Origin of the sequence: Microbacterium radiodurans, assembly GCF_008710705.1 — a bacterium.
Lineage (GTDB): Bacteria > Actinomycetota > Actinomycetes > Actinomycetales > Microbacteriaceae > Microbacterium > Microbacterium radiodurans.
Genome location: NZ_VYRZ01000002.1, coordinates 438,700 through 459,329 on the forward strand (window position 1 = coordinate 438,700; position 20,630 = coordinate 459,329).

Here is a 20,630-nt window from a genome sequence, read left to right on the forward strand (position 1 = left end):
GAAGAGAGGATCACGATGATCGAGCTGCGCACCCCCGCCGAGATCGACGCCATGCGCCCCGCGGGGCGCTTCGTCGCCGAGGTGCTGGCGACGCTCCGGGACGAGACCGCCGTCGGCACGAATCTCCTCACCATCGACCGACGGGCGCACGAGCTGATCCGTCGCGCGGGCGCCGAGAGCTGCTACATCGACTATCACCCGTCGTTCGGTGCGAGCCCGTTCGGCAAGGTGATCTGCACCTCGATCAACGACGCGGTCCTGCACGGTCTCCCCCATGACTACGCCCTGCGCGACGGCGACCTCGTGACCCTCGATTTCGCCGTCTCCGTGAACGGCTGGGTCGCCGACTCGGCGGTCTCGTTCATCGTCGGCACCCCGCGCGACGCCGATCTCGCACTCATCGACACCAGCGAGCGGGCGCTGGATGCCGCCATCGCCAGCGCCACGGTCGGCAATCGCATCGGCGACATCTCGCACGCCGTCGCCACCGTCGCGCGCGCCGAGGGCTTGTCGATCAACACCGACTTCGGCGGCCACGGCGTCGGACGGGAGATGCACGGCGATCCGCACGTGCCCAACGACGGCAAGCCCGGGCGCGGCTACCCGCTGCGCGCCGGCCTGGTCCTCGCCCTCGAGCCCTGGTTCCTCCAGACCACCGACAAGCTCGTCACCGATGCCGACGGGTGGACGCTGCGCAGCGCCGACGGCTCGCGCGGCGCGCACTCCGAGCACACGATCGCCGTCACGCCCGACGGCCCGATCGTGCTGACCGACCGTTCGTTCCTCGGCGTCGACTGACGGCTGCGCAGCCCGAGGTCCCGCCGGATCCGACGATCAGTCGGTCGACGGCAAAAGGTCGGGGCGTCGCTCGCGTGTGCGCTCGACGCGCTGGGCGTGTCGCCACTGCGCCACCCGGCCGTGGTGGCCGCTCAGAAGCACGTCCGGCACGTCCATGCCCCGCCAGCTCGCGGGCTTCGTGAACGAGGGGTACTCCAGCAGACCGTCCTCGTGCGACTCCTCCACGAGGCTCGCGGGGTTGCCGACCATTCCCGGGATGAGACGCGCGATCGCCTCGATCATGGCCATCGACGCGACCTCTCCGCCGTTGAGCACGTAGTCGCCGAGGCTGATCATCCGCACGCGGCCGAGGCTCGCGGCGTACGTGAAGACGCGCTCGTCGATGCCCTCGTAGCGGCCGCACCCGAAGACGAGGTGCTCGGCCGTCGCCAGCTCGCGCGCCGTCGCCTGGGTGAAGACCTCACCCGCCGGCGACGGGAACACGAAGATCGGGGCCGCCGAAGCATCGGCGACGATGGCGTCGATCGCCTCGCCCCACGGCTCCGGCTTCATCACCATCCCCGCGCCGCCGCCGTACGGCGTGTCGTCGACCGTGCGGTGGCGATCGCGCGTGTGGTCGCGCAGGTCGTGTACCCGGACGTCGAGGAGCCCCGAGCCCCGGGCCTTGCCCACGAGCGATACCTCCAGCACGTCGAAGAAGGCCGGGAAGATCGTGACGACGTCGACGCGCATGGATTCGAGTCTAGGCACCCGTGTTCCGGGTGTGTGACGCGCGCGGCACCGCACCGGCATGCCCGCGGTGACGAAGAAGGGACGGCGGCGACACCGGTATGCCGGGCCCCGCCTCGCCCGATGATCGCGAGCGGACGTTCCGAGACGTGAGCACGCGTGTTTACGCGGTGACACTCGTCTCTCGGTCAGCGATGCGCGATCGCGCGTCGCCGCGGGGCGTCGGTGTCGCCCCTGCGATCCGGTCAGTCGGTGGGCTTCTGCCCCTCGTCGGCGCGCACGTCGGCGGCGCCGGACTCGTCCTCGTCGCCGGCGGGAAGATCCTCGAACAGACCCGGGGGCGGCGTGACGATCACGCGGCCGTTGGCGACGTCGACTTCGGGGACGATCGCCGAGACGAAGGGCACGAGGATCTCGTCGTCGCTGCCGTCGCGCTGCACGATGAGCAGGTCCTGCGCGGGGAAGTGATCGACCCGCACGATGCGTCCGACGCGCTCCTCGCCGCGGTGGACCTGGAGTCCCACGAGCTGGTGGTCGAACCAGGCGTCGTCTTCGGAGACGGCATCCGGGTCCTGGTCGATCCAGAGGATCGCTTTGACGAGGCTCTCCGCGGCGTCGCGGTCCTCGACCCCCTCCAGGAAGAGCACGGGATGCGAGTTCATCCACCGGAACTCGCGCACTGTGACGCTCTTGCCGTGCCACGGCGATGCCTCGGGCACCTGCAGCGTGAAGGCGGCTCCCGGGACGAAACGACCGTCGGGGTCGTCGGTGTACAGCTCGAGCTTCAACGCGCCTTTGAGTCCGTGCGCCTTGACGAGGCGCCCGACTCGCAGCTGCGTACTCGCGGGCTTGCCGGTCATGTCAGTCGTCCGCGACGTCGACACGGACACGGGCACCGTCGGCCAGCGCGCTGATGAGCGCGCGCAGCGCCTTGGCGGTGCGTCCGCCGCGCCCGATCACCCGTCCCCGGTCATCGGGATGCACGCGCACCTCGAGGACGTCGCCGCGAGGCGACGAGGCGGAACGGATGACGACGTCGTCGGGGTGATCGACGATCCCCTTGACGACGTGCTCGAGCGCGGCGGACAGCAACGGATTACTCCGCGTCGGTCGCGTCGGCGGCGGGCGCCTCGTCGGCCGGAGCGGCGGGCTCCTCGGCCTTCTTCGCGGCCTGCGGCTTGATGACCGACTTCTTCGAGGCGTCCGCGACGAACTCGCCCTTGGCCTCGGCCGTGCGAACGGTCGAGACGGCGTTCTTGTCGCCCTTGAACTTGCCCCAGTCGCCGGTGAGCTTCAGCAGCGCCGCGACCTGCTCGGTCGGCTGCGCGCCGACGGACAGCCAGTACTGCGCGCGCTCGGAGTCGACCTCGATGAACGAGGGCTCCTCGGTCGGGTGGTACTTGCCGATCTCCTCGATGACGCGGCCGTCGCGCTTGGTGCGCGAGTCGGCGACGACGATGCGGTAGTAGGGCGCGCGGATCTTGCCGAGGCGCTTGAGACGGATCTTGACAGCCACAATTCTCCTGAGTGGTGTGATGTGAAGTGAACGTCGCCTGGAGCGTGGGGTGCACACCCGGCGGGAGCTCTGCGGGTGGACCGTGCCGTCGGATAGAGGGTCGAACGGGAGGTCCAGCGATCTATTTTGCCAGATGATGACGGCCGTCGCGAACCGCGCCGTACCGCGTGTCAGACTGTGCCCATGACGGTCCCCTTCGCCACGTCCGCCCGCTCGTCCGTGGGCATCGAGTGGGAACTGATGCTTGCGGATCGTGAGAGCGGCGACCTCGCTCCGCGCGCGCCGGAGATCCTCGCCGAGGTGGAGGAATCCTCCGCGCTCGAGCGCTACACGATCACGGGCGAACTGCTGACGAACACCATCGAGGTCACCAGCGGCGTGGGCGACACCGTCGCCGCCGCCGTCGACGACATCGACGACGCGATCACACGCGTCCGCGAGTTCGCCGCTCCCCGGGGCCTGGAGATGCTCTGCGCAGGGAGCCATCCCTTCGCCCGCTGGTACGAGCAGAAGATCACCGACAAGACGCGGTATCACAAGCTCATCGAGCGCACCCAGTGGTGGGGACGCAACATGATGATCTGGGGCATCCACATCCACGTCGGCGTCGAGGACGTGAACAAGGTCTTCCCGCTCATCAACGCGCTGTCGCTGTACCTGCCGCATCTGCAGGCCCTGTCGGCCTCGAGCCCGTACTGGTCGGGCGACCGCACCGGGTACGCGTCCAATCGCGCACTCGTCTTCCAGCAGCTGCCGACCGCCGGATTGCCGTGGAATCTCCGCGACTGGCGGGACTTCGAGAACTATCTCGACGGCATGGTGCGCACGGGCGTCATGGAGGATGCCTCCGAGGTCCGGTGGGACATCCGACCGGCGCCGAAGTGGGGGACGATCGAGATCCGCGCGTGCGACGGCATGTCGACCCTTCCCGAGCTCGCCGCCGTCGCCGCACTCGCGCAGGTCCTCGTCGAGCACCTCTCGCGTGAGATGGACGAGGGGCGGGAGCTGCCGACGATCCCGCCGTGGTTCGTCCGCGAGAACAAGTGGCGCGCCGCGCGCTACGGCATGGACGCGCGGATCATCGTCGACGCCGACGGCACGCAGCGGCCCGTCGCCGAGCATCTGCGCGAGACGATGGATTCGCTCGCCCCGATCGCGGCCGAGCTGCACTGCGCACGCGAGTTCGCCGGGCTCGTGACCATCCTCGATCAGGGCGCGAGCTACCTCCGGCAGACCCGGGTCGCCGACGCGGCCGAGGGCGATCTCCGCGCCGTCGTGCAGCACCTCATCCGCGAGTTCCGCGAGGGTCCGACGCTGCGACAGCACCTCGCGTCGACCGCCGCCGGCTCCTGACCGGTCGCCTGCAACAGTCCGCCCGGCTGTCCGCCCGGACGGTTCAGCCCTTGCCGAAGAGCTTCTGGATCTCGGCGAGATCGGCCTCGCTCGGCGCCTGCTGAGCAGCTCCCAGACCGAAGCCGGAGCCGGTCGGCGCCGTCGTCGCCGCGATCCCGGCGTTCTCGGCAGCGCGCTTGGCGGGGTTACCCGAGCGCGATCCGCTCTTGCTCTTGACCTGCTTGCCGCGCTTGCTCGACGCGCCGGGCTTGCCGCCCATGGGCCCCATCCCGGGGATGTTGGGCACGCCGCCGCGCGCGACGGTCTTCATCATCTTCGCCGCCTGGTCGAAGCGCTGCACGAGCTGGTTGACGTCGGTCACCGTCATCCCGGATCCGCGCGCGATGCGCAGGCGCCGAGAGCCGTTGAGAACCTTGGGGTTGCGTCGCTCGCCCGGCGTCATCGAGCGGATGATCGCCTCGGTCCGGTCGATCTCCCGCTCGTCGAACTGCTCGAGCTGCTGCTTCATCTGGCCCATGCCCGGCAGCATGCCGAGCATCTTCTTCATCGAGCCCATCTTCTTCATCTGCTGGAGCTGATCGAGGAAGTCCTCGAGCGTGAACTGCTCCTTCGCGAGCTTCTCCGCGACGGCGAGGGCTTCCTCCTCGTCGAACGCCTGCTGAGCCTGCTCGATGAGCGTGAGGATGTCGCCGAGGTCGAGGATGCGGCTGGCCATGCGGTCCGGGTGGAACGCTTCGAGATCCTCGAGCCCCTCTCCCGTCGAGGCGAAGATGATCGGCCGCTGGGTCACGGACGCGACCGAGAGAGCGGCACCACCGCGCGCGTCGCCGTCGAGCTTCGACAGCACGACACCGGTGAAGTCGACGCCGTCCTGGAAGGCCTTGGCGGTGTTCACCGCGTCCTGCCCGATCATGGCGTCGATGACGAAGAGGACTTCGTCGGGGTCGGTGGCCCTGCGGATGTCGGCCGCCTGCTTCATGAGTTCGGCGTCGACACCGAGGCGACCGGCGGTGTCGATGATGACGACGTCGTGCTGCGCGCGTCGGGCGTGCTCGACGCCGTCTCGGGCGACGCGCACCGGGTCCCCGACACCGTTGCCCGGCTGAGGCGCGAAGATCGCCGCGCCGGCACGCTCCGCGACGACCTGGAGCTGATTGACGGCGTTGGGGCGCTGCAGGTCGCATGCGACCAGCAGTGGGGTGTGCCCGTCCTTCTCGAGCTGCTTCGCGAGCTTCCCGGCGAACGTCGTCTTTCCGGAGCCCTGCAGACCCGCGAGCATGATCACGGTCGGCGGGTTCTTCGCGAACTGGAGTCGCCGCTGCTGACCGCCGAGGATGGCCACGAGCTCCTCGTTGACGATCTGGACGACCTGCTGCGCCGGGTTCAGCGCACGGTTGACCTCGTCGCCGAGGGCGCGTTCGCGCACCTTCGCGGTGAACTCCTTGACGACCACGAGTGCGACGTCGGCGTCCAGAAGCGCGCGACGGATCTCCCGCACGGTCTGGTCGACGTCGGCCGCCGAGAGCTTGCCCTTGGTGCGGAGGTTCCGGAAGGTCTCGGTGAGACGGTCGGAGAGCGTGCCGAAAGTTGCCATGATCCCTCGATTCTACCGGGATGCCGCGGCACGTCCCGGCGACGCGGTCACGGCCGAGCGGCGACCTGGACAGCGCGGCGCACGAACGCTTCGAGCTCGACCCGCCCGGCGCCGTCCCGAGCCCAGGCGGCTACGGCGGCGAGCAGGGCACCGCCCCACCCGGCCGCGCGGACGTCCGCCTCGAGCCGCGCGACCCCGGCGGCCTCGAACACGGGAGCGACGACCGCCGCGACGCGGGCGGAGCGGAGCGCGGCCTCGCGGGCGAGCTCGTCGCGCACACCCATCGTGGCCTCGTTCACGATCGCGAGTGCGAGGCTGTCCGGTGCGAAACCGCGCGCAAGGCGATCGAACGCGGCGCTCACCGCGGCGGCATCCGACTCCCCCGCCAGCTCGTCCTCGAGGCGGTCGATCCTCTCGTCGAGGCCCGACCAGAGCACGGCCGACTTCGAGGCGAAGTAGTTGAAGAAGCTCGACCGGCTCACTCCGGCGCGCCGAGCGATCTCGGCGATCGTCGTCGAGTCGAACCCCTGTTCGAGGAAGAGCTCGCAGGCGGCCTCGGCCAGGGTCTCGCGCGACGAAGCGCGCGGCCGGCCGACGCGGGAGTCGGTCGTCACCGTCTCAGCCTACGGCGTCGCCTGACACTGCGATGAGTCGTATTGTTGGACGCGATTCATCAATCGAGGGAGGCACTGTGATCGGAACGGCGATCGACGTCCGCACCGTGGGGCTCGGCCCGCACTTCATCCCCTACCGCGCGGGTTGGGACCTTCAGCGGCGCGTCCACGCGGACGTCGTCGACGGCGGTGCCGACACTCTGCTCCTGCTCGAACACGAGGCGGTGTACACCGCCGGTGTCCGGACGATCGCCGCCGAGCGGCCGACCGATGGCACACCGGTCGTCGACGTCGATCGCGGCGGGAAGATCACCTGGCACGGCCCGGGCCAACTCGTCGGGTATCCGATCGTCCGGCTCCCGGAGCCCGTGGACGTCGTCGCTCATGTGCGGCGACTCGAAGCCGTCCTGCTCGCCGCCGTGGCCGACCTCGGCGTCGACGCCGGGCTCATCGCCGGACGGAGCGGCGTCTGGGTCTCCTCGTCCGGGCACGATGCGAAGCTCGCCGCCATCGGCGTGCGGGTCGAGCGGGGCGTGACGATGCACGGTTTCGCGCTGAACTGCAGCAACGATCTGGAGCCCTTCCGGCGGATCATCCCCTGCGGCATCGCGGATGCGGGGGTGACCACGCTCTCCGCAGAACTCGGCGCGTCGGTGACGCCCGCCGACGCACTCGAGGTCGTCGGCGGACGCTTCACGGCGGAGTTCGCCGCGGCGGTGGCGGCATGAGCGCGTGCGGCGTACCCGCCGAGCCCGCGACGACCGCACCCGGCGGCCGCAAGCTGCTGCGGCTCGAGGTGCGGAATGCGCAGACGCCGATCGAGCGCAAGCCGGAGTGGATCAAGACGACGGCGCGGATGGGCGAGGAGTATCGCGCGCTCCGCGAACTCGTGACGGAGGAGGGCCTGCACACCGTGTGCCAGGAAGCCGGCTGCCCCAACATCTACGAGTGCTGGGAGGACCGCGAGGCGACCTTCCTGATCGGCGGCTCGCAGTGCACGCGGCGCTGCGACTTCTGCCAGATCGACACCGGCAAGCCGGCCGATTACGACACGGACGAACCGCGACGCGTCGCCGAGAGCGTCACGCGGATGCAGCTGCGCTACGCGACGGTGACGGGCGTGGCCCGTGACGATCTCCCCGACGGCGGCGCGTGGCTGCATGCGGAGACCGTCCGTCGGATCCATGCGGAGAACCCGAAGACCGGGGTGGAGATCCTCGCGACCGACTTCAACGGAGACCCGGCGCAGCTCGACGAGGTGTTCGCCTCCCGCCCCGAGGTCTTCGCCCACAACGTCGAGACCGTCCCGCGCATCTTCAAGCGCATCCGACCCGCCTTCCGGTACGAGCGCTCCCTCGGCGTGCTCACCCGCGCACGCGACGCCGGTCTCATCACCAAGTCGAATCTCATCCTCGGCATGGGTGAGACGCCGGACGAGGTGGTGCAGGCGCTGCAGGACCTTCACGACGCCGGTACCGACATCATCACGATCACGCAGTACCTGCGGCCGACGCCGCGTCACCTGCCGGTCGACCGCTGGGTCAAGCCGGACGAGTTCGTCGGGTTCCGCGAGGAGGCCGAGCGCATCGGGTTCCTCGGCGTGCTCGCCGGGCCGCTCGTGCGTTCGTCCTACCGCGCCGGACGCCTGTGGGCGCAGTCGATGGCGGCGAAGGGACGACGGATCCCGGAGCATCTCGCGCACCTCGCCGAGACGGCGGATGCGGGTTTCGCCCAGGCGGTCTGACGCGGCGCGCCGGCGCCTCCGCGGCCCCCATCAGCGAGCGGTCGGATCCCCCGGCCACACGTACGGGAGATCGTCGGGGACGTCGCCGAACCGGAGCCGGTAGAACTCGGGATCCTTCCGGACGAGGTTCGATCTGTGCGACAGATGCAGGGCCTCGTCGCCGAGCCACGGCGGCAGCGCGAGTTCACTCTGCGCGACGCCGTCGACCTCGGGCGCGAAGGCGAGGATCTGCGCTCGGACGGTGTCGGCGTGTCCCGCGTCGATCCACGCGTCCGTCATCGCGAGTCCGTAGGAGACGAGCGCCGGCAGGTGACCGCGCCACATCTTCGCGGCCGGATGGTGGCGCCATCCGTAGTCCGGCACGGTGTTGGCCCGCAGGAGCTGAAGCGTCTCGACGCGCTGCTTGCCGAGGCGTGCGGTGTCGAGCGCGCGAGCGGAGTCGACGAACGAGGAGTACGGCAGGAAGGTCTGCACGTTCAGTCGGCGCTCGTGACCGACTGGACGCTTCCGTCGCTCGTGAGGTTCACGAGCAGGACGTCCTCCGTCGAGTCGGGGTCGAGGGCGTACTCGAGCACGGCGAAAGGGTCCGAGCCGCCGTGCTCGTCGGCGAGAATCGTCATGCTGATCAGCTGGAGCGAGCGGATGACGTCCATGTGCGTGTCGCCCGAGATGTCGACGAGGAAGGACTCGATGTCGTCCCCGAGCTGCTCCTGCTGCTGCAGGATGAACTCGGTCACCTCGCTCGTGCGATCGTTCAGCTCCGAGACCATGGCGTTGCGAGCCGACAGGTCGATCGACTCGATGGCCGAGATCATCGCCGCCGCGACGTCGAGCGCTGCCGCGGACACGTCGTCCTGATCCGGAGCCGTGAGATCGACGGTGACCGTCTGGTCGCCGATCTCGACGTGATCCGACCAGAAGATCGATCCGTCCGGACCCGACTCGAGGAGTCCGAAGTAGTCGTGCTCGATCGCCATGTCCTTATGAAACCAGCCGTGAGGTCGAGGGGGAAGTGGTGACGCGGCGCGGCGCTCAGTCGACCAGCGCCGAGGCGAACACGTGCGGCGTGAAACCCGTCAGGTCGCCGATGCCCTCGCCCTGTCCGAGGAGCTTGACCGGGATGCCGGTCCGCTCCTGCACGGCCAGGACGAAGCCGCCGCGCGCCGAACCGTCCAGCTTCGTGATGACGAGTCCGGTGACGCCGGCATGCTGCAGGAACGCCTCGGCCTGCATCACGCCGTTCTGACCCGTCGTGGCGTCGAGGACGAGCAGGACCTCGCTGATGGGCGCCTGCTTCTCGATCACCCGACGGATCTTGGTCAGCTCGTCCATCAGACCGCCCTTGGTGTGCAGGCGTCCCGCGGTGTCGACGAGGACGATCTCGGTTCCCGTCTGCTTCGCGTGCTCGATCGTCTGGAAAGCGACGGACGCCGGGTCCTGACCCTCGTGCTGAGGCCGCACGATCGTCGCGCCCCCGCGCTCCGCCCAGGTCGCGAGCTGGTCGACCGCGGCGGCCCGGAACGTGTCCGCGGCGCCCACGACGACCGAGCGGCCGTAGCGCTGCAGGAACTTCGCGAACTTGCCGATCGTCGTGGTCTTGCCGACGCCGTTGACGCCAACCACCAGGACGACAGCGGGGCGTTCCGTGAGGCGGAGGGTGGAGTCGAAGGCGGCGAAGCGCTCCTCCAGGCTCTCGCGCAGCATCCGCTGCAGGTCCTTCGGATCGGTCGTGCGGAACCGCTCGACGTTGCCGCGGAGCTCCTCGACGATGCGCTCGGTGATGTCGGGGCCGAAGTCGGCGGTGATGAGCGCCGTCTCGAGGTCGTCCCACGTGTTCTCGTCGATCGTCGGCTTGACGAAGAGTCCTCGAAGCGCGCGCGACAGGGACCAGGGGTTCTCGGCCATGCTCTCAGCCTAGGCGCTCGCCCGCTCGCGGACGCGCTGGCCGACGACCGCCGAGACGCCGTCCTGACGCATCGACACCCCGTAGAGCGCGTCGGCGATCTCCATCGTGCGCTTCTGGTGCGTGATGACGATCAGCTGACTCGACTCGCGCAGCTGCTCGAACACTCCGAGCAGTCGCCCCAGGTTCGCGTCGTCGAGAGCGGCCTCGACCTCGTCGAGGATGTAGAACGGGCTTGGGCGGGCCTTGAAGATCGCCGTGAGCAGGGCGACGGCCGCCAGCGACCGTTCGCCGCCGGAGAGCAGCGAGAGGCGTTCGATCTTCTTGCCGACGGGGCGGACCGACACCTCGATCCCCGTCGTCAGCGGATGCTCCGGGTCGGTCAGCGAGATGCTGCCGGTGCCGCCGGGGAAGAGGATCGGGAAGACCTCCCCGAAAGCGATCTTGGTGTCTTCGAAGGCGGCGAGGAAGATGCTCTGCATCCGCTCATCGAGCTCCGCGATGATCGTCACGAGGTCGGCCCGCGTCTGGGTCAGATCGGCGAGCTGCTCGGTGAGGAAGGCGTGGCGCTGCTCGAGCGCGGCGAACTCCTCCAGCGCGAGCGGGTTGACGCGTCCCAGCTGAGCGAGCTTGCGCTCAGCGTCTGCCAGCCGCCGCCGTTCCGCGGCTCGGTCGAAGCCCCTGCCCGCCTCCTCCGCGGCGACCGCCTCCTCCGCGAGCGGCCGATCGGGTCCGTATTCCGAAACGAGAATGTTCTCGTCGAACCCCAGCTCGGAGGCGACGCGCTCGAGAAGACTCGTGACGTGCAACCGCTTCTCGTGCATCTGGAGCTCGAGACCGTGCACCCGCTCGGTGAGGCCGGAGAGCCGACCGCGCACGGCCTGATCACGCTGCCGGAGGTCGGCGAGCTCGGCGGTGAGCTCGCTGCGCATGTGCTCCGCGCGGGCGAGCTCGACGCGCGCTTGCGAGACCGACCGGTCGATCGAGTCCAGAAGCGGCGGCAGCTGCTCGGCGACCGCCACAGCGATCGCTCGCTGACGGCGCCGGATCACTGCGCGTCTCGCTGCCTCGGCTGCCGCGGCGCGCTCCCGCTCCCGCTGGCGGTCGAGCTGCTGCACTCGGGCCTCGCCGGCCCGGACCCGCTCGCGCAGGGTCTCGATATCGAGGCGCGCCCGCATCTCGCGCTCCCGGGTCGCCTCGAGCGCGTCGAGCAGACCGTCGCGGGCCGACGCGTCGAGGATCGGCCGGGGCGCAGCCGCTGCCGCACCGAGGGCCTCGTCCGCCTCGCGTGCCGCGGCCTCGGCATCCTTCACGCCCGCCGTCGTCTGTGCGAGACCGGCTTCGAGGCGGTCGCACTCGGCGATCGCCGCTTCGTGGCGCACCGTCGCCCGATTGAGCTTCTCGGCATCGGCCGCGAGCGCCGCATCGTGCGCCCGGAGCGCGTCCAGCGAGGACTTCGTCCGCGACCGCGCATCGGTCCACCCCGTCTGAGCATCGGCCAGCGACTCGCGAAGAGCGTCGACGACGACGCGCATCTCGCTCAGCCGATCGGCGGCCGCATCCCGTTCGGCGGCGAGCTCGAGGCGTGACTGACCACCGCCGGATCCGGCGCGCAGCGTCCGTCGGGAGAGCATCTCGCCGCCGCGGGTCACGAGCACGACCCGCTCGCGATCGGCATCGCCGAGACCCGCGCGTACGTCGACGGCGGCGTCGAGATCGTCGACGATCAGCACCGGGGCGAGAGCACCGATCACGCCCGGCGGTGCGACCGTGACCGAGGCGGCTGAGGTCGTCCCGGTCGGTCCGGTCACGGGCGGGGCGACCGGCTCGTCAGCGAGCACGATGTCGACGACGCCGAGATCTTCGTTCGCGGCGATCCTCGCCGCAATGACGGCCGAGGCGACGTCATCGACGAGAACGCCCTCCGCCAGCGCGCCGAGGGCCGCGGCGACGGCGGCTTCGAAGCCCGTCTCGACCTTGACCGCGTCCGAGACGATCGAACGGACGCCCGTCAGGTCGCGGGCCACGAGATCGGCCGCAGCGTTCCGCACCGTCAGTGCACGCCCGAGGGCGGCCGTCTGCGCCGTGAGCGATTCGGCCTCGCGTTCGGCGGCGTGCAGTCGCTCCCGGATCGCCGCCACCTCGGCCTCGGCCTCGGTCGCGTCGCGCTGCGCCCGCTCGTAGGCGGCGGTGTGCTCGGCGGATGCCGCCTCGGGGGCGGACTCCGGCTGCACGCGGGCGAGCTCGGCCTCCGCCTCGCTGCGCCGCTGACGCGCGGCATCCAGCGCCCGCTGCTGGCGGTCGACGCCGGCGCGGACGGCCTCGAGGCGGGATGCCGCCGCGTCCGCCCGCCCGCGCAGCTTCGTCAGGCGCATGTCGTGTTCCGAGACCAGCGCGCTCTGCGCGGCGATGTCGACGTCGAGGGCGTCGAGTTCGGCCCGTGCGCGGATGACGTCGCGCGATGCCGCGGCCGCCGCATCCTGCGCGTCGCCGACGCCGGCGGCGATCTCATCGACCTCCGCGCGCGCTTCGTCGATGCTCGCCTGCGTGACCGTCTCGACATCGACGGACAGTCGACCGTCGTCCTCGAGCAGCGCACGCCGCTGCGCGGCGAGGGTGAACAGCCCCCGGACCCGCTCCTGCACCTGTTCGAGGGCGAACGTGGTCGCGCGGGCCTTGTCGACCGCCTCGGAGCGCTGCGACGCCTCGAGCGCGTCGATGCGGCGCTTGAGCGTGTCGAGCTGATCCTGGAGGACGATGCGCTCGGCGTGACGCTCGTGCTCGTCGCGGGCGTGGTCCGCCAGCTGCGTGCGGAGGGCGACGAGCTCGTCGGCGTAGAGCCGCGCCTTCGCATCGCGTACGACGGCCGCGATCGTGGCCGCTTCCCGTGCGATCTCGGCCTGCTTCCCGAGGGGCTTGAGCTGGCGCCGGAGCTCACCGGCGAGATCGCTCAGGCGGGTGAGATTCGCCTCCATCGCCTCGAGCTTGCGCAGGGTCTTCTCCTTGCGCCGCCGGTGCTTCAAGATGCCGGCCGCCTCTTCGACGAAGCCACGCCGATCCTCCGCGCTCGCCTGGAGGACCGTGTCGAGACGTCCCTGTCCGACGATCACGTGCATCTCGCGCCCGAGACCGGAGTCGCTGAGCAGCTCCTGGACGTCGAGCAGGCGGCAGGTCTCGCCGTTGATGGCGTACTCGCTCGAGCCGGTGCGGAAGAGCGTCCGGCTGATGGTCACTTCGGCGTATTCGATCGGGAGAACACCGTCGTGATTGTCGATCGTCAGCTGGACCTCGGCACGCCCGAGCGGCCCGCGCGTTGCGGTGCCGGCGAAGATGACGTCCTCCATCTTGCCGCCGCGGAGGGTCTTGGCACCCTGCTCCCCCATCACCCAGGCGAGAGCATCGACCACGTTGGACTTGCCCGAACCGTTCGGACCGACGATGCACGTCACGCCCGTCTCGAGGACGAACGTGGTCGGCTGGGCGAACGACTTGAAGCCCTTGAGCGTGACGCTCTTCAGGTGCATGTCGGGCCCTCCCCGGGTCGGTGAACGTCCACACGCTACCGGAGGATCGCCGGCTGGACTTGACGCCGCACCGCGCGGACCGCTAGCGTCACTTCCCGCATCCCTGACGAAAGGAGGTTCCCCGATGTTGATTTCTGTCACTGCGTCCACCGCTGCCGCTGCTCGTTCCGAGCACCGCGACCGTTTCTCCTGCGTGATCGGCGGAGCCGCCGTCATGGCTGCTCAGCTGAACGTCTGAGTCCGCGAGTCGCTCGCCCCGTTCCGCCTTTCCGCCCCGCGTGGTCCCCATGCCTCGGGCCGCAGCCCGTCGCTGCATCCGCGACGCGCATCGTCGCCACCGCACGTCCGCCCTCTCCGAACGAGGACACCATGAACGCCGTCGTACAACGACGTCCCGAGGTCGCGTCCGCGCGGCCTGCCATCCCCGAGCAGACGGCTCTCGGCCGTCCGACCCTGGCCCAGCGCGTCGCGCTGCGGATCGCCCTGCAGCTCATCGTGTGGAGCGCGAAACGCGGCGCCAGTTCCGCGCCCGAGGTCGCGTACCGCCGCGAACAGCTCGCGGCCCGCGAAGCGCGCGAGCGCCACTGGGAGCGCGCGTACCTGCTCACTCCCTTCCGTTGATCCGCGTGGGGTCTCGCAAGAGACCCCACGCCGTCGAAAGAGAATCATGAACGACATCACTGCGCGGCTCGAGCTGCGCCCCCTCCGCATCCCCGAAACCATCGATGGACCGGATGCTGCCGACTTCTGCGAGATGGTGCGCGTGCGCAATCTCGTCTACCGGGAGATCACCGGCGGCGATGACGACACCGCGCGGCCCGATGAACTCCTCCCGCATTATCGCCCCAGCCCGGACGAGACGAGATTCAGCTGGCTCGCGGTGTGGGACGGCAGAGTCGTCGGACGCGTGGGCCTCGACATCCCGCACGAAGCCGGCTCCGACACGGCGTACGGGCTCATCGAGCTGCTGCGCGAGGTCCACGGGCTCGGCATCGGTTCCCAGGCCGCCGCGCTCATCGAGCAGACAGCGCGCAAGCGAGGACGACACGTCCTGCAGACATACGCTGAGCACCCCGATGAGCCGGGCGACCGCCTGTCCGCACCGACGGGGTACGGCGATATCCCGCGCGACCATGCCGCGCGCTTCCTGCTGCGTCACGGCTACACGCTCGAGCAGATCAACCGGAAGAGCGTTCTCGATCTGACCGGCTCCGCCGCCGTCGTCGACGAGCACCTCGCACGAGGGACGGCCGCGGCCGCCGACTACCGCGTGGTGCACTGGAACGCGCCCACCCCACCGGAGTTCGTCGAGGGATACGCCTGGTTGAAGTCGCGCATGTCGACCGATGCACCGGCCGCCGGCCTCGACGTCGACGAGGAGACGTGGGATGCCGCACGCGTCGCGCGTCATGACGCCCGCTACATCGACGCGGACCAGACCCTTCTGGTGACGGCCGCCCAACACGTCGAGACGGGTGAGCTCGCCGCCTTCAACGAGCTCATGATCAGCTCCGATCGCTCCGGCGCCACGCACCAGCACGACACTCTCGTGGCGGCGGGTCATCGGGGTCACCGGCTCGGGATGCTCGTGAAGTGCGCGGGACTCGTCGCATGGCGCGAGATCGCGCCCGGGTCACCGCGCGTGGTCACCTACAACGCCGAGGAGAACCGTCCGATGCTCGACATCAACGAAGCCATCGGGTTCCGACCGCTCTCGTACGAGGGCGCCTGGAAGAAGGTCCTCAGCGACGCGGCCGGCGCTGACAGCGCGGGCAGTAGTGGGACGAGCGGTTCGTGAAGGCGACCCGGACGATCGCCGAGCCGCACCGCGAGCATTCTGCTCCGGTGCGGCCGTAAGCCTCGAGCGAATGCGCGAAGTAGCCCGCCTGTCCGTTGACGTTGACGTACTGCGCGTCGAAGCTCGTTCCCCCCTCGGCGAGGGCCTTCGTCATCACCGCGACGGCGGCCTCGAGCAGCCGGCGGCGCGCCGCGCCCGACAGCGTCGAGGCGACCGTCTCGGGATGGATGCGGGCAGCCCACAGCGCTTCGTCGGCGTAGATGTTGCCGATCCCGCTGACGACGGACTGATCGAGCAGGACGCGCTTGACCGCAGACGCCCGCCGCGCCAGCTCGCTCTCGAAGCGGGCGACCGAGAAGGCCGGGTCGAGCGGGTCGCGGGCGATGTGCGCCACCTGCGAGGGCAGCGTCGCAGCATCGCTCCCCCGCCCGGCCGGGGAACCGTCGGGCGTCGGGATGAGATCGTCCACAGCCAGCGAGCCGAAGGTGCGCTGATCGACGAAGAGGACGGCGAGCTCGCCGTGGTCCGGATGAACGACGTCGAAGCGCACGCGCTCATGGCGTTCGACGGGCGACCCGGGCTCCCGCAGCAGCATCTGACCACTCATCCCGAGGTGTGCGACGACGGCGCGCCCCGTTCCGACGAGGGGGAACCACAGGAACTTCCCGCGCCTGGCCGCCGCCGCGACGGTTCGGCCGGTGAGCTCCCCCTCGAAGGACGCGGTCGACCCGACGTGACGGGTGAGCGCACGCGGATCGAGAACCGTGCACGCTTCGATCCGCGCACCGACGACGGCCGGAGCGAGACCCGCTCGGACGACCTCGACCTCGGGGAGCTCAGGCACGGTCCGACAGCACGCGCCAGACAGCCAGGGCCGCGGCCATCTCAGCCTGCTTCTTGCTCGATCCGATGCCCTCTCGCGCCACATCACCGACCGTGACGGTCGCCGTGAAGACGCGATGGTGGTCCGGGCCGGAGGCCGCGACCCGGTACACCGGGGGGGCGAGGGTGAGGTGCGCGGCGAGTTCCTGCAGCGAGGTCTTGGGGTCCATCGCCGCGCCGTAGCGGGCGGGATCAGCGAGGAGGGGTGCTACGAGCCGCAGGACGAGACGCTGCGCCTCGTCCTGCCCGGCCGAGAGGAAGGTCGCTCCGATCACGGCCTCCATCGAGTCGGCGAGGATCGAGTCCTTGTCGCGGCCGCCGGTCTGGGTCTCGCCGCGGCCGAGGAGGATGTGATCGCCGAGGCCGATGGCGCGGGCGACCTCGGCGAGGGCGACCGTCGAGACCACGCTCGCCCGACGCTTCGCCAGCGAGCCCTCGTCGAGGTCGGGGTAGGTGCGGAACAAGTGCACCGTCACGGCCTGTCCGAGAATGGCGTCGCCGAGGAACTCGAGGCGCTCGTTGTGCGGCGTGCCGCCGTTCTCGTACGCGAACGAACGATGGGTCAGGGCAAGCGACAGAAGCTCGGGGTCGATATCGACCCCGAGCTCGTCGGTGAGCGCCGAGCGCTCCACGCGAATGTCAGTCACGCCGCCGTCTATCAGACGTCGGCGACCTTGCGACCCTTGTACTCGAGGAACAGCTCGGTGCCCTGCGAGTCGGTGACGACCTTCGCCTGGTGGGGACGGCTGTAGACGACCTTGCCGTTCTCGATGGTCTTGACGAGGGCGGGCGCCTCGGCCTTCCACTGCGCACGACGCGAACGCGTGTTGGAGCGGGAGACCTTCCGCTTCGGGGGGTTACCTGCCATGGCTAGCTCTTCTCTGTGTCGTCGGCGGCGCGGTTGTCTGCGTCGTCGTGGTCTGGGGTGTAGGCCGACAGCGCGGCCCAGCGCGGATCGATCTGAGCCTGCGCGGCGGGCTCCGTCCCCGGCGTCAGCCTCTGTCCTGTCTCGGGATCGAGCCCGGGACAGTCCGGCCGGCACACCGGCTGGAACGGAAGCGCCAGGACGATCGCATCCCTGACCGCAGTTTCAAGATCCACGTGGTCGTCTTGAAGCTGGAAGTCAGACGCTTCATCTCCAGGGTACCCGAAGAGCTCCTGAATCTCGATTCGAAGGGGGTGTGTCAGCTCCGTGAGGCAGCGACCGCAGACTCCCTCGTAGACGGTGTCGGCCTCCGCCGTCGTCAGGATGCCCTCGTGCACGGCCTCGAGGCGGACGGCGAGATCGACGTTCCGTCCCTCCGCCACGGCGACGAGCCCCTCGCCCCATTTGGACGGGGCGGGGACGGAGAACGCGAACTCGCGCATCTCCCCCGGGCGGCGAACGATGTCGTGCACGGGCATGACGAACGGTCCGGTGACGTGCTTTCTAACCACGGTCCAATCGTAGTCGGCCGGGCGGGGACGGGCTCAGATGCCGCGCGATCCCGTGTCGAGGAAGCGTGCGACCGGACCCGGCACGAACGGCGAGACGTCTCCGCCGAGCGAAGCGACCTGCCGGACGAGCGAACTCGACACGAGCGCATGAGCCGGATCGGGAAGGAGGAAGACCGTCTCGATCTGCGCGAGGTGCCGGTTCACGATGGCCATCGGCGTCTCGTAGGCGACATCCACCTGCGACCGGATTCCCTTGACCAGGATGCCGGCGCCGACATCGGTCGCGTAATCGACGAGAAGCCCCATGCTCCACGCGGCGACGACGATGTCCCCCTCGATGCCGGCATCGTCGATCGACTGCTCGATCAGCGCCTGGCGTTGCGCGATCGGCAGCATCGCCTCCTTGCCGGGATTGTGGACGACGAGGACGTGCAACTGGTCGTACAGACTCGCCGCCCGGCGGATGACGTCGAGGTGCCCGAGGGTGGGCGGATCGAAGGAGCCGGGCACGACCGCGATCCGGTTGCTCATGCCATCGAGCCTAGTTCCTGTGCAGCGCGCCGCGCTCGTGGTCGCCGAGCCGCCGCGCGATCGCGTCCGCGAGATCCGGGTGTCGCACCAGCGTCGGATCGTCGCGGAGCACCGCCGCCGCCTCGTCGCGGGCTGCGGCGATCAGGTCGCCGTCGGCGATGACCCGCAGCAGTCGCAGCGACGACCGGTCTCCGGACTGCGAGTCGCCGAGGACATCACCCTCGCCCCGCATCTCGAGATCGACCTCGGCGAGGGAGAACCCGTCGCTCGTCGCCGCGACCGCCTCCACACGGGACCGGGCCGGGGTCATCGGATCGGCCTCCGTGACGAGCAGGCACAGCCCGGGGACGCTCCCCCGCCCGACCCGACCGCGCAGCTGGTGCAGCTGCGAGACGCCGAACCGCTCCGCTTCGAGGATCACCATCGTCGAGGCGTTCGGAACGTCGACGCCCACCTCGACGACCGTCGTCGCGACGAGCACGTCGATCTCACCGCGAGCGAAGGCCTGCATCACGGCATCCTTCTCATCGGAGGGCATCTTGCCGTGCAGCGTCGCGACGCGCAGAGACGCGAAGGAGGGATGCTCGTCGAGCATCGCGCGGGCCTGCACGACCCCCCAGCGCGTTCGCGTGCGTGTGCCGTCCTCCGTCATGCCCGGGTCGTCCGTGTCGTCGACGACGGCTTTCTCGGCGTCGATCGCCGCGCACACGACGAACGCCTGACGCCCGAGCCGGACCTCTTCGGCGACGCGTTCCCACACGCGCCCGAACCAGCCGGGCTTCTCGGCGAGCGGCGCGACGAACGTGCTGATGCCGGCGCGTCCGCCGGGCAGCGTTCGGATCGTCGAGACGTCGAGGTCGCCGAAGACCGTCATGGCCACCGTCCGCGGGATCGGGGTCGCCGTCAGCACGAGCACGTGCGGAGCGGTTCCCTTCGCACGCAGCGCCTCGCGCTGTTCGACGCCGAACCGGTGCTGCTCGTCGACGACGACGAGGCCGAGGTCGGCGAACGTCGTCGTCGAACTGAGCAGCGCGTGCGTGCCCACGACGATCCGCGCCTGACCGGAGGCCGCGCGCAGAGCCGCTCTGCGCCTCTCGGCGGCCGGCTGGGCACCCGTGAGCAGGGTCGGCATGAGCTCGGGGGCCAGTTTCGGGCCGAGCATGCGGGCGATCGAGCGGACGTGCTGCGCCGCGAGGACCTCGGTCGGCGCGATGAGGGCGGACTGACCGCCGGACTGCGCCACCTGCAGCATCGCCCGCAGTGCGACGAGCGTCTTGCCGGAGCCGACCTCGCCCTGGATGAGGCGGTTCATCGGCCAATCGTTCACGAGATCGGCGGTGATCACGTCTCCGACCGCGACCTGATCAGGCGTGCGCTCGAAGGGCAGCGCGGCGTCGAACTGCACGAGCAGGTCGCCGGCCGGCCGCGCCGTCGCCGCGAGCCGGCGCACCTGGACGCGGTGCTGCAGGAGCGCGGCCTGCAGCACGAACGCCTCGTGCATGCGCAGCGTCTCGAACGCGGGCTCCACCTCGTGCGAGCGCTTCGGGGTGTGGGCTTGCACGAGCGCGGCGCGCGCGTCGAGCAGCCCTCGTCGCTCGCGCAGCTCGGCGGGAAGCGGGTCGGGCACCGGTCCCAGGCGGCCGATCACGTCGGCGACCACCTTGCGCACGTGCCAGCTCGGCACGGTGCTCGTGGCGGGATAGATCGGGATGGGCTCCCGACTGCGCGCGACGGCCGTGATGCGGGCCTCGGACTCGTCGTCGAACAGCTCGTAGTCGGGATGCGCGAACTGCTGCTGCCCCTTGAAGACGCCGACCTTGCCGGAGAAGATGCCCTGGCGTCCCGGCTTGAGCGTGTCGAGGCGCCACCGCTGCCCGAAGAAGGTGAGCGAGGCCTTCCCGACGCCGTCGCTGATCACGACCTCGATGAGCGTCCCCTTGCGAGCCCGCATCGGGCGCTCGGTGACCGAGGTGATCTCGGCGACGATCGTCGCCATCTCGCCGACGGGCAGCGACGAGATCGGGGTCAGCTGACCGGGTTGGGCGTATCGCCGGGGGTAGTGCGCGAGCAGGTCACCGACCGTCGCCACGCCGAAGGCGCGGAAGAAGGTCGCCGCCGTCTTCTCGCCGACCGCATCCACAAGAGGCGTATCGAGGGACAGGGACGACATGACGACGAGTCTAGGCACCGCCGCGGACACGGCGATG

General features: G+C 70.1%; 22 protein-coding genes. 6 read left to right on the forward strand and 16 right to left on the reverse strand.

The features are described from left to right. Positions 1–15 precede the first annotated feature (15 nt). Positions 16–798 (forward strand): type I methionyl aminopeptidase, encoded by a 783-nt coding sequence (map, locus tag F6B42_RS07885; protein ID WP_150419064.1) that lies wholly within the window; start codon positions 16–18, stop codon positions 796–798. Between the two features lie 36 nt (positions 799–834). On the opposite strand, the gene trmD is transcribed toward map, so the two are convergent. From trmD to rpsP, 4 genes are all read right to left on the reverse strand, one after another. After that, positions 835–1,530, reverse strand: coding sequence for a tRNA (guanosine(37)-N1)-methyltransferase TrmD (gene trmD, locus F6B42_RS07890; protein ID WP_150419065.1), 696 nt, complete (start codon positions 1,528–1,530; stop codon positions 835–837). 242 nt (positions 1,531–1,772) lie between these two features. After that, on the reverse strand, positions 1,773–2,387 hold the full coding sequence (gene rimM / locus F6B42_RS07895; protein ID WP_150419066.1) for a ribosome maturation factor RimM: 615 nt from the start codon (positions 2,385–2,387) through the stop codon (positions 1,773–1,775). A gap of 1 nt (position 2,388) precedes the next feature. Beyond that, positions 2,389–2,619, reverse strand: coding sequence for an RNA-binding protein (locus tag F6B42_RS07900; RefSeq protein ID WP_150419067.1), 231 nt, complete (start codon positions 2,617–2,619; stop codon positions 2,389–2,391). 4 nt (positions 2,620–2,623) lie between these two features. Next, complete coding sequence (gene rpsP, locus F6B42_RS07905; RefSeq protein ID WP_150419068.1) at positions 2,624–3,043, reverse strand: 30S ribosomal protein S16; 420 nt, start codon at positions 3,041–3,043, stop codon at positions 2,624–2,626. A 183-nt stretch (positions 3,044–3,226) separates the two neighbouring features. Between rpsP and F6B42_RS07910 the strand changes: the two genes are divergently transcribed. Further along, positions 3,227–4,396 (forward strand): glutamate--cysteine ligase, encoded by a 1,170-nt coding sequence (locus tag F6B42_RS07910; RefSeq protein ID WP_150419069.1) that lies wholly within the window; start codon positions 3,227–3,229, stop codon positions 4,394–4,396. A 43-nt stretch (positions 4,397–4,439) separates the two neighbouring features. Here the strand turns inward: F6B42_RS07910 and ffh are convergent, their stop codons facing one another. After that, positions 4,440–5,990, reverse strand: a complete 1,551-nt coding sequence (gene ffh / locus F6B42_RS07915) for a signal recognition particle protein (protein WP_150419070.1) — start codon at positions 5,988–5,990, stop codon at positions 4,440–4,442. A gap of 47 nt (positions 5,991–6,037) precedes the next feature. Then, positions 6,038–6,604 carry a TetR/AcrR family transcriptional regulator gene (locus F6B42_RS07920; RefSeq protein ID WP_150419071.1) on the reverse strand — a complete coding sequence of 189 codons (567 nt, stop codon included), beginning with the start codon at positions 6,602–6,604 and terminating at the stop codon, positions 6,038–6,040. Positions 6,605–6,681: 77 nt separating this feature from the next. Between F6B42_RS07920 and lipB the strand changes: the two genes are divergently transcribed. Continuing rightward, a complete protein-coding gene (gene lipB, locus F6B42_RS07925) occupies positions 6,682–7,332 on the forward strand; it encodes a lipoyl(octanoyl) transferase LipB (RefSeq protein WP_223878409.1) in 651 nt (216 codons plus the stop codon). Next, a complete protein-coding gene (lipA, locus tag F6B42_RS07930; RefSeq protein ID WP_150419073.1) occupies positions 7,329–8,348 on the forward strand; it encodes a lipoyl synthase in 1,020 nt (339 codons plus the stop codon). Before lipB ends, lipA begins: the two co-directional genes overlap by 4 nt. Before the next feature lie 30 nt (positions 8,349–8,378). Here lipA and F6B42_RS07935 read toward each other — a convergent pair whose 3' ends face one another. Genes F6B42_RS07935 through smc form a run of 4 tightly spaced genes read right to left on the reverse strand, consistent with a single transcriptional unit; the run spans position 8,379 to position 13,775 of the window. After that, on the reverse strand, positions 8,379–8,822 hold the full coding sequence (locus F6B42_RS07935) for an MSMEG_6728 family protein (protein WP_150419074.1): 444 nt from the start codon (positions 8,820–8,822) through the stop codon (positions 8,379–8,381). Between the two features lie 2 nt (positions 8,823–8,824). Then, positions 8,825–9,325: a DUF2004 domain-containing protein gene (locus F6B42_RS07940; RefSeq protein WP_150419075.1), complete on the reverse strand. Its 501-nt coding sequence runs from the start codon at positions 9,323–9,325 to the stop codon at positions 8,825–8,827. A gap of 55 nt (positions 9,326–9,380) precedes the next feature. Beyond that, positions 9,381–10,253, reverse strand: coding sequence for a signal recognition particle-docking protein FtsY (ftsY, locus tag F6B42_RS07945; protein ID WP_150419076.1), 873 nt, complete (start codon positions 10,251–10,253; stop codon positions 9,381–9,383). Between the two features lie 9 nt (positions 10,254–10,262). Then, entirely contained in the window at positions 10,263–13,775 is a 3,513-nt protein-coding gene (smc, locus tag F6B42_RS07950) for a chromosome segregation protein SMC (protein WP_150419077.1), read from the reverse strand. A 369-nt stretch (positions 13,776–14,144) separates the two neighbouring features. On the opposite strand from smc, the gene F6B42_RS07955 reads away from it, so the two are divergent. Continuing rightward, positions 14,145–14,396, forward strand: coding sequence for a hypothetical protein (locus F6B42_RS07955; protein WP_150419078.1), 252 nt, complete (start codon positions 14,145–14,147; stop codon positions 14,394–14,396). Positions 14,397–14,442: 46 nt separating this feature from the next. Then, positions 14,443–15,573, forward strand: a complete 1,131-nt coding sequence (locus tag F6B42_RS07960; protein WP_150419079.1) for a GNAT family N-acetyltransferase — start codon at positions 14,443–14,445, stop codon at positions 15,571–15,573. Here F6B42_RS07960 and mutM read toward each other — a convergent pair. The 6 genes from mutM to F6B42_RS07990 form a co-directional block, all read right to left on the reverse strand. Then, positions 15,518–16,417, reverse strand: a complete 900-nt coding sequence (gene mutM, locus F6B42_RS07965; protein ID WP_150419080.1) for a bifunctional DNA-formamidopyrimidine glycosylase/DNA-(apurinic or apyrimidinic site) lyase — start codon at positions 16,415–16,417, stop codon at positions 15,518–15,520. The two genes, F6B42_RS07960 and mutM, sit on opposite strands and share 56 nt — an antisense overlap. Then, positions 16,410–17,102, reverse strand: a complete 693-nt coding sequence (gene rnc / locus F6B42_RS07970; protein ID WP_150419081.1) for a ribonuclease III — start codon at positions 17,100–17,102, stop codon at positions 16,410–16,412. The genes mutM and rnc overlap by 8 nt, the downstream gene beginning before the upstream one ends. An 11-nt stretch (positions 17,103–17,113) precedes the next feature. Continuing rightward, complete coding sequence (rpmF, locus tag F6B42_RS07975; RefSeq protein WP_013586329.1) at positions 17,114–17,323, reverse strand: 50S ribosomal protein L32; 210 nt, start codon at positions 17,321–17,323, stop codon at positions 17,114–17,116. A gap of 2 nt (positions 17,324–17,325) precedes the next feature. After that, the gene (locus F6B42_RS07980; protein ID WP_223878410.1) at positions 17,326–17,859 is read right to left on the reverse strand and encodes a YceD family protein; all 534 of its coding nucleotides are present in this window, start codon (positions 17,857–17,859) and stop codon (positions 17,326–17,328) included. Between the two features lie 66 nt (positions 17,860–17,925). After that, a complete protein-coding gene (coaD, locus tag F6B42_RS07985) occupies positions 17,926–18,423 on the reverse strand; it encodes a pantetheine-phosphate adenylyltransferase (protein ID WP_150419082.1) in 498 nt (165 codons plus the stop codon). A 10-nt stretch (positions 18,424–18,433) separates the two neighbouring features. Then, on the reverse strand, positions 18,434–20,593 hold the full coding sequence (locus F6B42_RS07990; RefSeq protein ID WP_150419083.1) for an ATP-dependent DNA helicase RecG: 2,160 nt from the start codon (positions 20,591–20,593) through the stop codon (positions 18,434–18,436). Between the last annotated feature and the right edge of the window lie 37 nt (positions 20,594–20,630).